Source organism: Streptomyces noursei ATCC 11455 (assembly GCF_001704275.1).
GTDB classification, from domain to species: domain Bacteria; phylum Actinomycetota; class Actinomycetes; order Streptomycetales; family Streptomycetaceae; genus Streptomyces; species Streptomyces noursei.
Genome location: NZ_CP011533.1, coordinates 9,392,029 through 9,404,518 on the forward strand (window position 1 = coordinate 9,392,029; position 12,490 = coordinate 9,404,518).

General features: G+C 65.4%; 6 protein-coding genes and 5 pseudogenes. 3 read left to right on the top strand and 8 right to left on the bottom strand.

What is annotated here, in order from left to right; all coding sequences use genetic code 11:
* Positions 1-417 precede the first annotated feature (417 nt).
* From SNOUR_RS40060 to SNOUR_RS40080, 5 genes and pseudogenes are all read right to left on the bottom strand, one after another.
* Entirely contained in the window at positions 418-1,140 is a 723-nt protein-coding gene (locus SNOUR_RS40060; RefSeq protein WP_067359176.1) for a dienelactone hydrolase family protein, read from the bottom strand.
* A gap of 464 nt (positions 1,141-1,604) precedes the next feature.
* Positions 1,605-2,513: pseudogene (locus SNOUR_RS40065) on the bottom strand (IS3 family transposase); the annotation flags it as partial.
* Between the two features lie 89 nt (positions 2,514-2,602).
* Positions 2,603-3,868: a group II intron reverse transcriptase/maturase gene (gene ltrA, locus SNOUR_RS40070; protein WP_067357194.1), complete on the bottom strand. Its 1,266-nt coding sequence runs from the start codon at positions 3,866-3,868 to the stop codon at positions 2,603-2,605.
* A gap of 553 nt (positions 3,869-4,421) precedes the next feature.
* The gene (gene ltrA, locus SNOUR_RS40075; protein WP_067357196.1) at positions 4,422-5,678 is read right to left on the bottom strand and encodes a group II intron reverse transcriptase/maturase; all 1,257 of its coding nucleotides are present in this window, start codon (positions 5,676-5,678) and stop codon (positions 4,422-4,424) included.
* 670 nt (positions 5,679-6,348) lie between these two features.
* A complete protein-coding gene (locus tag SNOUR_RS40080; RefSeq protein WP_079143219.1) occupies positions 6,349-6,669 on the bottom strand; it encodes a transposase in 321 nt (106 codons plus the stop codon).
* A gap of 283 nt (positions 6,670-6,952) precedes the next feature.
* Between SNOUR_RS40080 and SNOUR_RS40085 the strand changes: the two genes are divergently transcribed.
* On the top strand, positions 6,953-8,188 hold the full coding sequence (locus SNOUR_RS40085) for an IS4 family transposase (RefSeq protein WP_312636253.1): 1,236 nt from the start codon (positions 6,953-6,955) through the stop codon (positions 8,186-8,188).
* A gap of 19 nt (positions 8,189-8,207) precedes the next feature.
* Here SNOUR_RS40085 and SNOUR_RS40090 read toward each other — a convergent pair.
* Both SNOUR_RS40090 and SNOUR_RS40095 read right to left on the bottom strand, forming a co-directional pair.
* A pseudogene (locus SNOUR_RS40090) lies at positions 8,208-9,155 on the bottom strand (ISAzo13 family transposase); the annotation flags it as partial.
* 123 nt (positions 9,156-9,278) lie between these two features.
* Positions 9,279-9,482, bottom strand: coding sequence for a transposase (locus SNOUR_RS40095; protein WP_079143222.1), 204 nt, complete (start codon positions 9,480-9,482; stop codon positions 9,279-9,281).
* A gap of 316 nt (positions 9,483-9,798) precedes the next feature.
* On the opposite strand from SNOUR_RS40095, the pseudogene SNOUR_RS49355 reads away from it, so the two are divergent.
* Positions 9,799-9,849, top strand: a pseudogene (locus SNOUR_RS49355) (hypothetical protein); the annotation flags it as partial.
* A gap of 77 nt (positions 9,850-9,926) precedes the next feature.
* On the opposite strand, the pseudogene SNOUR_RS48810 reads toward SNOUR_RS49355, so the two are convergent.
* Positions 9,927-10,946 (bottom strand): annotated as a pseudogene (locus SNOUR_RS48810) (ISAs1 family transposase); the annotation flags it as partial.
* A 153-nt stretch (positions 10,947-11,099) separates the two neighbouring features.
* On the opposite strand from SNOUR_RS48810, the pseudogene SNOUR_RS43925 reads away from it, so the two are divergent.
* Positions 11,100-12,064, top strand: a pseudogene (locus tag SNOUR_RS43925) (IS5 family transposase).
* Positions 12,065-12,490: the final 426 nt, after the last annotated feature.

Consider the following 12,490-nt stretch of genomic DNA (forward strand, 5'->3'; position numbering starts at 1 on the left):
CCCGGCAAGCCCTAACGGGAACTACAGGGCGAGCAAACCGGACGAAGCACGAGAACGCCCCGGACGAGCACCATGACGCCGAGACCACCTCGACGATCAACGCACCCGCGAGCTTTGGGTGCCGGGCGTCAGGCCCGCTTGCGACCGGAACAGCACGGCGCCCACGGCCCGCGACGAGGTCAACTGGCTTTGTTCACCGAGAACCGACAGTACCTGCACACAAGTTTGGGCAACACTCGAAAGCTCTGCAGAAAACGAACAGCTCACGGCTTCGGGCAACCGCCACCGCGGACCCCTGCCGGGTTGGCAAGGGCCCGCGATGTAGAGAGCCGAGGAGTGAGATCCGGGACCTGTCCTCGGCGAGCATCGTCCTGGCCGACAGCGCCTACTGTCTGCTGCCGGCCTGACGGTCCGGCCTTACTTCAGGTGCCGGCCGAAGAACCGGTCCCCGTCTTCCACCTCGAACCACGGGGTACCGGTGTGCCCGCCCATATTGGCGTGCAGCGTCTTCTCCTTGGTTCCGAAGGCGTCGAACAGGTCCAGGGCCCGCTGTCGAGGGTTCCCCTCGTCGTCCCACTGCAGCAGGAACAGCAGCGGAAGGGTGAGCTGCCGGGCCTCCTCGCGCTGGGCGTGGGGCACGTAACCCCCGGCGAAGAGACCGGCGGCCGCGATGCGCGGCTCGACCACCGCCAGTCGGATGCCGAGGGCGGTCCACCCCGAGTACCCGACCGGGCCGTCGATCTCGGGCAGGGCAAGGAGGGCGTTCAGGGTGGTCTGCCATTCCGGGACCGCCCTTGCGACCAGCGAGCCGACCAGAGACTCGAAGATCTCGTCGACCGGCTCGCCGGCCTGCATCGCCCGGCGGAGGTCGGCGCGAGCCTGCTCGTCGGCGGCGGAACGGGGCCGGTCACCGCAACCGGCGGCGTCGATGGTGGCCACCGTGTAGCCGTACGCCGCGGTTTGCCGGGCCCGGGCCACCAGCCGGGATTGCTTCCTGGGCAGGCCGTTGTTGTGGGCCATCAGGATCAGCGGGGCCGGTGCGGCGGACGCAGGCGTCCACAGGGTGCCGGGGATCTCGCCGAGGGTGAATTCGCGCTCGACGCCGCCGCCGTTGAGGCGCTGTTCAGAAGTGAAGTGAATGGCCATGGTCATGCCTTTCGGGAGTGCTGTTGAACGGCGCTCCCGGACGACCTATCGCCCGACCGTGACCCCGGAGGAGAGCACCCACGTCAATACGTTCACGGGTACCACCTCCTCGTCATCTCGCACGGCCTCCGGAAACGTAGCAGCGGTCGCCGTGGTCCGCCAAACGGTTTTTGCGCGGGCCCCGTGGCCCGATGCCACGCAGTCGGAACACTACGCAGAGCATCTTGGGGCCTCGCCACGGCTTCCCGAGGCGAGGCCCTGCGGCAGCGGGCGCGCGGGGGCACTGTCGCTTCTCACGGACATCCAACACGACGCGCCGCCGGCGCCTCCCCTCTCGCGTGCAGGTGCTCTCGGCTCGGGGACCCAGACAACCGACAGCACCATCCCGCCCTCTCCTCCTGTGACCAACCACATGGGGGAGACCATGAAGGGCCTTGACCCTGAATCCTGGACACGGGTTATGCGGCTGGTGTCGGCGTAGTTGATGTTGTTTCGGAGGCTGTCTCGTAGGCGATCGGGCTGCGTTGTCCGAGGCGGGAGTGACGGCGTCGGGTGTTGTAGCGGTTGAGCCAGCGGAACGCGTCGAGGCGAGCTTCGCGTTCACTGGACCAGGTCCTGCGGCCCTGGAGTGTCTCGCGTTTGAACGTTGCGTTGAAGGACTCGGCGAGCGCGTTGTCCGCGCTGGAGCCGATGGCGCTCATGGACTGACGGACGCCGGCTTGGCGGCAGGCGTCGGCGAAGGCTCGGCTGGTGTACTGGGCGCCGTGGTCGGTGTGCATGACCGCTCCGGCGAGGCTGCCGCGGGTATGTTCGGCGGCGGCCAGGGCGTCGGTGACGAGGTCGGTGCGCATGTGGTCCGCGATCGCCCAGCCGGCCAGGCGGCGTGAGGCGAGGTCGATGACAGTGGCCAGATACAGGAACTTCCCGCCGTCCAGCGGGAGATAGGTAATGTCGCCGACGTACTTCGTGTTCGGCTCGCTTGCCGTGAAGTCGCGGCCGATGAGGTCCGGGGCCTTCGCCGCGGCCGGGTCCGCGACAGTGGTGCGATGCCTGCGACGCAGCCGCACGCCTGCCAGGCCGATGCTGCGCATCACCCGCGCGATCCGCTTGTGGTTGACGCGCTCACCCGCCTCGCGGAGCTCGGCGGTGATCCTGGGGACGCCATAGGTGCCGTCCGACTCACGGTGCACGGCCCGTATCCGGACGGCGAGGCGAGCGTCGGCCGCCGCCCGGGCGGCCCGATCCGCGGCCGTTCGACGCCAGTAGTAGAAACTGGAACGGGCGATGCCGAGGATGGTGCACAGCCGCTTCACGCCGTAGCGGCGGTGGTGGTCGGCAACGAACTGGAAGCGGTTCACCAGCGCGTCGCCGAGTAGCCGGAGGGGATTTCACCCTCCGGCCCTCACAGAACGGAGCGTGACGATCTCTCGTCACTCCGCTCTTGTCGTCCTGATCGTCAGACCAGCACGGCACTCACAGTCGGAGTGATGCGCCAGTGCGCGAACATGCCGGGGTATCGCCGGGCGATCTCCTGCATTTTCGCTAGCGCCTTCCGTTTTGCCGCGAGCCGTTTGTACTTCTTGCGGATCCAACGCACCAGGTAGGAGTTGATGCGTGTCACGAAGGAGGTCAACTCCCAGGGCCTGAAATGCCCGTAGTAGTTGATCCAGCCCGCCACGACAGGGTTGATCCTTCGGGCGAGCTCTTGAAAGGTCAGATCGGTGCGGGTGTGCAGATGCCAGCTCCGCACTTCCCGGCCCATCTTCTTGAGAGCGTCCTTGCTAACCGCCGGGTCAAACGCCAGGAACTGGTTCCCGTGCCGACTCCGGTTCCTCCTGGCGCGGAAGGTGTATCCCAGGAACGTGAACGCCGTGTGCTCGTAGGAGTGTTGGCGATTCCCGTCCCGGCAGTACACGATCCGGGTCTTGGCCGGGTGCAGGCGCAGCTCGACCTCGGCCATCCTGTCCGTGAGCGCGGCCAGCACCTGGCGGGCCTGGCGCTCGGTGACGCAGTGCAGTACCGCATCGTCCGCGTAGCGTTCGAACCAGACGGACGGATACTCCCGGGCCATCCAGGCGTCGAGCGCGTAGTGCAGGAACAGGTTCGCCAGGACGGGAGACACGGGAGCCCCTTGTGGGGTTCCGCGATCCCGTTGCAGCAGAGAGCCGTCGGGCATCTGGAGCGGGGCGGCGAGCCACCTCCGCACATACAAGTTCACCCAGACGGCGTCAGTGTGCGCTTCCACCGCCTTGACCAGTAGGTCCCAGGGCACGCTGTCGAAGAACTTGGCGATGTCGAACTCGACCACCCAGTCCCGTTTCCAACAGCGTTCCCGGCATTTTTCCACCGCGTCCAAGGCGGACCGTCCGGGCCGGTATCCGTAGCTGTCGGGATGGAAAATCGGCTCCACCCTCCGCATAAGATGCCGGGCCACGACGGTCTGAGCCACGCGATCGGCGACGGCGGGAATTCCGAGCATTCTCTCGCCGCCTCCCTGTGGCTTGGGAATCGCCACCGCGCGCACCGGAGGTGGGAAGTATGAGCCTGACGACATTCTGTTCCAGACTTTGTAGAGGTTGTTCCTCAGGTCCTTCTCGAAGTCGTCGATGCTCTGCCCGTCCACTCCCGGTGCTCCCCTATTCGCTCTGACTTCCTCCCATGCCTCCTTGACTTCCCACTTTGAGATCTCAAACGGCTTGGTCTGCGACTTCAACTGGTCCACCGAACTCCTCCCGGACACCGCCCGGTTGATGCGATCAACACAGTCACGAACGACCCGGCCCCTTCGCTCCACCCCCATTACAGGGGCTTCACCACTACTACGAGCCGGTCCGCCAGCACGCCCCGCATCGGTACTCAGCCCCTCGCAGTGTCCGCTGCTTGAGGCGCTCCCTCTCGCCGCCGCTGCACGGCGGGCAGTATCGGGGCTTGCCTTCTCCTGTTCCATGCGGAAGCCGCAGACCAGGCTCACGTCGCCTGCATGCCGGACACCACCTGGCCAATAGGCGGGCTCCCACCAGGCTCATCCCGAAGTTCAGGGAACACCCCGGTTTTGATGTCGTCTGTTTTCGTTTCGACACGTCAGCAGCGATTCACTTGCGTTCGTCTTCCCGGTCCCCACCTGACGCCTTTTACGGCGCCTTTTCCTCATCGCTCACCACGACAGTCTTCGGCTAACGCGGCATGAGGTCGAGTAGCCGGGGGGAAATTTCACCCCCCGGCCCTCACAGATCCCGGCGTGACAGTCTCCCGTCACCGGGCTCTTGTCATCCTGGTCACCAGAACGTGGGAACCCATGCCCAGTGGGCAAAGAGCCTGGGGTACTGACGCGTGATACGCCGCCAGCACGCGTGGGCCTTCTTGAAGGTCCGCAGCCGCTTGAACTTCTTTCGGATCCAGCGCATCAAGTAGGCGTTGATACGCTCCAGGAGAGGAAGCAGAGCTGTCCGGTAAAACGCACCGAAGTACTGCATCCAGCCCCGAACGATCGGATTGATCGCCCGTGCGAGCTCAGCGAAGGTCCGGCCGACCTGTCGGTGAAGCCGCCATTGCCGCACTTCACCACTGATCTTCTTCGAGGCTTCCTTGCTGATCGCCGGCAGGAACGAGGTGAACCTCTCCCCGTTCCTGTCGATGGCCTTGCGGGCTCGGAAAGTGAACCCCAGGAAGGTGAACTCCGTCTGCCCGTAGGACCGTCGGCGCTTCTTGCCATCCCGGCAGTACACGATCTTGGTTTTGTCGGGATGCAGCCGCAGCCCAACTTCCCGCATCCTGTTCGCGATTGCCTCCCGCAGTTTCCGGGCCTGACTCTCGCTGACGCAGTGCACAACACCGTCGTCTGCGTACCGTTCGAACGGCACGCCCGGGAACTCCCGGGCCATCCACATGTCGAACGCATAATGCATGAACAGGTTGGCCAGCACAGGCGAAATCGCAGAACCCTGTGGGGTCCCACGATCACGCCGCTGCAAGGTCCCGTCAGGCAGTTGCAACGGAGCCTCAAGCCACCGCCGCACATACATCACCACCCATGGGAGATCGGTGTGGGCCTGGACCGCCTTGACCACGAGGTTCCATGGCACGCTGTCGAAGAATTTCTGGATGTCCAGATCGATCACCCAGTCGTACTTCCAGCAGCGTTTCCGGCATGCCGCGACCGCATCCAACGCGGACCGCCCAGGACGGTAACCATAGGAGTCCTGATGGAAGATCGGCTCGACCTTCTCCTCAAGACGCCGGGCTACCACAGTCTGGGCGATCCGGTCAGCTACGGTGGGCACTCCGAGCAAACGAACCCCGCTACCATGCGACTTCGGAATCTCCACACCTTTTACCGGAGGGGGAAAGCAGCTCCCCGAGGATAGACGGTTCCAGATCCGATAGAGATTATTCTTCAGATCCTTCTCGAAGTCCTCGATGGAGCGCCCGTCCACCCCTGGCGCGCCCTTGTTGGCCTTGACCTTCTCGTACGCCTCCTGCACCTCCCATTTCGAGACGTCAAACGGCTTGCCTGATGATTTCAACTGATCCACCCAGCTCCTCCCGGAGAACTTCCGGTTGACCGAACGAACAATCAGTCACGGATGACCCGGCCCCTTCGCTCCCCCTTCATTACAAAGGGTTCATCACTACTACGAGCCGGTCCGCCAGCAAGCCCCGCATCGGTACTCAAGCCCTCACGGTTCCTCCGCTTGGGCCGCTCCCTCTCGCCACCCGTATCAGAGCAGCACTATCGGGGCTTGCCTTCTCACGTTCCATGCGAAAGCCGCAGATCAGGCTCACGTCGCCTCCGTGCCGGACACCGCCTGGCCAGTAAACGGGACCCCCGCCAGACTTATCCCGGAGCAACCACAAATCTCCGGTTCTGATGTCACCTGTTTTCTAACGACACTTCAGCAGCGATTCACTTGCGTTCGTCTTCCTGATCCCCACCTGACGGCTCTACCGCCGCCTTTTCCACATCGCTCACCACGACGGTCGTCAACCAACGCAGCATGTGGCGGTTTGGCACCATCCCCCGCAGGACGGCACCGAAGGGCCGAATCCCTCATCTCTCGCACAGCACCGCATCGTGAAGCTCTCCCTACCTGAACTCCCCTCTGCGTTCGTGACACACGCGGTTTGAAGCCTCCCCCCGCAGGGCGGCTCCGAAGGGCCACAAAACCTTCATCTTCCGCACAGCACCACTCTTGAAAAGTTGTCCTACAACCAACTCCCCTTCGTGCTCAGGACACAATCCCCGGCGAAATACTTCGCCGCCTTGCGCAGGATCTCGCGTTCCTCCTCCAACTCGCGGACCTTCTTCCGCAGAGCGGCGTTCTCCGCCTCCAACGGCGTCGGCGGCTCGGTCGGCACCTCCGCTCGGCGTCCCCGCGGCCGGCTCGCGCCGGCTGCCCGGACCCAGTTCCGCAAGGTCTCGGGATTGATCCCCAGATCGGCAGCGACCTGCCGGATCGTCGCCCCGGGCCGCGACTGGTACAACGCGACCGCGTCCACCTTGAACTGCGGCGGATAGTTCTTCATGACCACGAGATGCCCGTTCTCAGATCCTCAGGATCCAGTGTCTCGCGTGTCCAGGATCAAGGGTCAAGGCTCGTTCGCTCTCGTCGAAGCGGATCCCCTCGACCACGGTGTTTTCGACCGTCAGGGTTCTCTTCCATATGCTGAAGACAGACACGCCGTTTCTCTGCAAGATCAGACTTGTTGCTAGACACCTCAAGCCCGGCAGAGAACGGCGTGTTTCACGCATCAGCCCAGCTCACAGCACCCACACATACGGCAGGAGAGCCACAAAAAGCCTGGCGCTCTGCCGGCCGGGTTCATGGTCTACTTCACGCTCGCACTGGCTCTGTTCCAGCAGGATTCCTATGACGACGTAGCAGAGCAACTGGTCGGTGGTATCCCGGAGTTGGGTGGATGCATCCCCAACAAGTCCTCGTTCACGCGGGCACGCGGGCGTCTGGGGCCGCGGGTCCTGGAGACATTGTTCCGTGAGCTGGCTGGCCCGCTGGCTCCACTCGGTTTGAAGAGCGCCTTCTATCGTGGAATGCGGCTGGTCGCGGTGGACGGGTTCGTGCTGGATGTGCCAGACACGACGGCCAACCGGGCCGCATTCGGCGGGCCAGTCAAGAACGGCCAGCCTGCAGGCTTCCCGCAGGCACGGGTGGTGACGCTGACTGAGTGCAGCACACACGCGCAAATCGATGCGGCGGTCGGCGGGTTCAACGGCGGCGAGCCGGAGTTGGCAATCAAAATGGCCGACTCGGCCGCCGGGATACTGGTCATCATGGACCGAGGTCTTCCCGGGGTGGCGCTGTGGAAGGCGTATACCGGGGCTGGGGCACATCTGCTGATCCGGGCCCGTTCGAGCGTCGCGGCTCGCCCGGCCGAGCACCTGCCGGACGGCACCTACCTGGCGAGGATGAACCTGGCCGGGCAGAAAGGCGCTCATCCTGGCGGAGTACTGGTCCGTGTGATCGAGTACCGCGTCGACGGCGGCGAGGTGGTCAGGCTGTTAACCGAGTTGGTCGACCCGGTCGCTTATCCGGCGTCGGAGTTGGCGGGGCTTTACCATGCGAGATGGGAAGCGGAGTCGGCGTTCCGGCAGATCAAGACGTTCCAGCGCGGACCGATCGAAGTCCTGCGCTCGGGCGACCCGGATCTGGTGCGTCAGGAGGTCTGGGCGCACCTGACCGTGCACCACTGCCTCACGCAGGTCATCGTAGGTCTGGCTGACGGCAACGGGGTCGATCCGGGCCGGGTCTCGTTCGTCAAGGTCCTCAAGCACGTGCGACGCAGCGTGGTCCGACAGTGCTCGGACACGCCAACGAAGATCAAGAAGTTCCTGTCCGTGCTGGCGGCGAAGGTGCATCGGAAGCTCGACAACGGTGCCAGGCGTCTGCGTGAAGCGGACCGGCACCTGAAGCGTCCGGAGTCGAAATACTCCTCGAAGCTCTCCTACCGGATCAACACCCGGGACCGGAGGCCGACACGACGGATCGCTGCCAAGGCCATCACGTTGCAGCCCGTGATAGTTCGGTAGTCAAGCAACGGCATTGAGCACCTGGCGGGAAGTGCATGACGGTGATGCTCAGCCCGCACTCGTCGGCGAAGTCGGCCAGGCCCATCTTGAACAGGCGGGAGTCGGCCGAGTTGGCCCCTCCGGCGTCGGCGGTGACCAGTAAGCGGTCCGCGCCGGGGTAGTCGAGGTGCCCTTGGGTCTTCCACCAGCGGCGCAGGGACTCCACCGCGAAGGCGGCGGTGTTGCGGTCGGTGCCCACATTCACCCAGCCGCTGTCGCGCCCCAGGTCGTAGATGCCGTATGGGATGGCGACCGGGGTGTCGGGGTCGATGAAGTCGTGGTCTGGGGCGGTGATGGGCTGGCCTTTGGGGCGGTAGGTGCGGCCGGGCCTGGCGAAGTCGCCGATCGGTTCCTTCTGCTTCGTATCCACACTCACCACCGGCAGGCCCTCAGCCAGGAAGCGTTCGGCGGCGGAGTTGATGTGCCGGAACTGGGCGTCGCGGTCGGGCACCTGGCTGCCGGACCGGGTCTTGGCCATACCCTGCAGACTGAAGCCCATCGCACGCAGCAGGCCGCCGACCACCGGGGCGCTGACCGGATGACCGGCATCGGCCAACTCCCGGGACAAGTCCCGCAGCGAGGCAGTGGTCCAGCGCAGCGGGGACACTGGATCGCCCACCTCACGCGGCTCGATCAACAACTCGAGAGCCGCGACCAGACCGGGGTCGCGCTCCGCGGCCGACTTGCGCCCGCCGCCGGGCCTGCGCACCCGCCCCAACACCTCTGCCCCGCCAGCGAGTTCCTCACGCCCTCGCGCAACGGTCGACTCCGAGACCTCCGCCAGCTTGGCCACGGCCGCGATCCCGCCATGCCCCAGAGCCCAAGCCTCGGAAGCCAGATACAGACGGCGCTGCCGCTCATCCAGATGCGGCAGCACCACCGCGAACTTCGCATCCAGCACCGACAGGACTTCATCCGGGATCGCCACAACAGACCAACTGCCACACAGAACCAAGGTATTGGCCCGAATCCAGCAGTAGTTAATTTACGGCTCCTTGGCCCGCTTCAGCTCGGCGTTCTCCTTCTTCAACACCTTGAGCTGAGCGGACTCCTACGTCGTCGTCCCCGGACGCTGGCCCGCGTCGATCTCGTGCTGCTTCACCCAGTTCCGCAGTGTTTCGCGGGAGCCGATGTCGAGCTTGTCCGCGACCGCCTGCACGGCGGCCGTCTCGTTCGGGTAGTCGTCGCGCACTTCGGCGACCATGCGCACCGCACGACGGCGGAACTCAAGCGGGTAACGGGAAGGTCGTGCCATAACTCAATCCTTACATGGAATCGAGCCTCCACCCAACCCGGGGCGGTTCAGTATGTCGAATGCCGCTGCTGCCAGGCAGGTCGATGTCCAGGCCAAGACGGTGGGCAAGTGGCGCCGGAAGTTCGCGGCCGAGGGGATGGCCGGGCTGCAGGATGCGGGCCGCACGGGCCGGCCGAAGGCGGACTTGGTCCTGAGCGAAGCCGAACAGGGCCAGCTGGTGCGCTGGTCGCGGCGGGCGAAGACCGCGCAGTTCCTCGCCCTGCGGGCCAGGATCGTGCTGCGGTGCGCGGAGGGCGGGACGAACCGGCAGGCCGCGATGGACCTGGGTGTCGATGAGTCAACGGTGGAGCGTTGGCGAGCCCGCTTCATTGCCAAGCGCCTCGACGGCTTGCAGGACGAGCCGCGGCCTGGCCGGCCTCCATCGAGGCGGGCCAGGGCAATTGCGAGGTTGCGGAAGGTGGCCAGGGCCCGGGGCGCGTTTCCAGTCCGTACTCGGCAGGCGTCCTCGCGCAGGGTGGTGTCGCGGATGTGGTGCAGGGCTTCGATCTCCCAGTGCCCGCGAACGAGGGCGGCGAGTTGGGCCGCAGTGGCCTGTCCGGCAGCCAGGCTGGTGACCGCGTAAACGCGTTCGAGTGTCACCTTGCCAGTGCGGGCATCTCGGCGTCGACGCACGATTTGCAGTACCTGAACGGCGTGCGGGAAGGCGAGACCTGTAACGGTGGCGGCCTTGAGCCGGCGGATCTCGTTGCGGCCGTGACCGGTGGTGCGGGTCTTGTCCAGCAACGGGACATCCCGCCAAGGAAGCTCCTTCAGCGCCGTCTGCAGAGTGGGGTGGTTGCCCTTGACCACGGCGATGTAGTGGGCGTTCTTCTCCTCGACGAGGAAACGGGCGTGATCGGTTTGGGTCAGCAGCGCGTCGAACGTGACGACCGTGCCCGTGAGTGGGAGCGGGGCGAGCAGCGGCTGGAACGCAGTGATCTCGTTGCTCTTGACGTCGACCTGGCGCTGAGCGATGACCGCCTTCTCGCCGTGCAGGACCGCGGCCAGGAGGTGGACCGCGGTCCGCGCGATGGTGCGCGAACCGCGCAGGGATTTGCCGTCCACGGCCAGGGCCTGCAGTCCGCCGGCAGGCTCGAGCTGGCCGGCAAGCCAGTTGCCGACAGCCCGGTCCAAGGCATTCGTGTCGATCCGGGACAGCAGCCGTCCCAACGTGCAGGCCCGCGGGACGCTTCCTTCCAGACCGAGGCGGGCCCGGATCTCGGGCGGGGCGCCAGCCGCGAACCGGGCGATGGACACCAAGGTGGCAGCACCACCGAGGACTGCGACGGTGCACAGGGGCCAGCAGCCCGCCGAGCCGGTAACGACGCCCTTGGCGCCGACGCGGATCCGGGAGAGCCGCCAGGACCCCAGCGAGACGGACCAACGCCTCAGGCTCGCCAATCGGCAAGTCCGCCATGCGCGCACGGTGGCAGGACAGGACTTCGATCGTGGAAAATGGCATATGGACGCGACCCCTGGACGATCAACGGCTTAGACACCTTGATCATCAGAGGTCGCGTCCTTCGTATGCCCACCGGGCCCGCTGGACCGAACACCCACCATCAGGGCAAACACCCCATCTCGACAGGCGAGAACGCTTCAGCCCTGGACAGGTACGGCCCGTATCCCGAACGGCTGCGGCAGTAGTTCGAGGGCGTGATCTGGAAGTTCAGGTCGGGCGGGCAGTGGAGGGAGATGCCGCAGGAGTTCGGAGCCTGGTCCACCGTCCACAACCGTTTTCGCCAGTGGCGGGACGCCGGCGTCTTCGAGACCCTGCTGGAGGGCCTGATCGCCGAGGCTGCCAAGCGGGACGAGGTGGACTTGTCCCTGGTCAGCGTGGACTCCACCACCACTCGCGCCCACCACGACGCCGCCGGGATGCACCTGGATGACGAAGTCCTGACCGCCCTGGAGAAAGCCGCCGCCGAGGAGGAGAAGGCCCGGCAAAAGGGGGCAGCCCGGAAGGACAAGGCGGACAGGACGGCGATCCCGTCCGCGAGGAGCGAAGACGCCTTCGACGCCGGCACCGAGTCCGGCTGAAGGCCGCCCTGCTGGGGCGCTCGCGGGGCGGACAGACCAGCAAGGTCCACCTCGCCGCCGACCGCCAGTGCCGCCCACTCGCGATCATCCTGACCGCCGGACAGGCCGCCGACAGCCCTCAGTTCATCCCCGTGCTGAAGAAGATCCGGGTCCGCGGCCCCATCGGGCGTCCCCGCACCCGCCCCGACGCGGTCGCCGGCGACAAGGCGTACTCCTCCCGTGGCAACCGCGCCTACCTGCGCAAACGCCAGATCAAGGCGGTCATACCAGAGAAGAAGGACCAGGCTGCCAACCGGAAGAAGAAGGGCCGCCGAGGCGGCCGGCCCCTCAGCCACGACGCCGAGCTCTACAAGGTGAGGAACACGGTTGAGCGCCTGATCAACAAGCTGAAAGCCTGGCGTGGCATCGCCACCCGCTACGACAAGACCCCCGAGAGCTACCAAGCCGGACTCCACCTTCGCGCCTCCATGATCTGGATCAAGGACCTCATCCGAACCGCATGATCACGACTCAATACAGGCCCACGGCATGGGGTGTCTGACACAACGAACCACCGAAAATCCCCCCGCCACTGGTCCAGCACCAGGCAGTCTGTCGTTGCTTCCGTAAGACTGATTCTGCGGGAGCATTGACAGCAGTCAGCGTGACAACCCACTGACAAGGGTTGACACCCGACTGGAGTTGTCACACGCTCTTAAAAGCGTGGTGCTGCACGTGCACCGGCGATTTCGATTCCCTCGCGCGCAGCTGCCGCTCGGGCCTGTATTGGTTCGTGATCAATCTGTGGAATCGGCCTGCGTCGCGTGACACGTCCTGGTAGATCGTCTTTCATGACGCGGGTGCAACTGACTGAACCTCTTTCATCCTGCCTCTGCGAGGGTGAAATGCCTGGTCAGAGGGGAGTTGGTGACAAGACAGGGCCCCTGGTC

Excerpts from the sequence above, each read along its gene's own strand:
- SNOUR_RS40095 (WP_079143222.1), bottom strand. The coding sequence starts at position 9,482 with ATGGCACGACCTTCCCGTTACCCGCTTGAGTTCCGCCGTCGTGCGGTG.
- SNOUR_RS40080 (WP_079143219.1), bottom strand. The coding sequence starts at position 6,669 with ATGAAGAACTATCCGCCGCAGTTCAAGGTGGACGCGGTCGCGTTGTAC.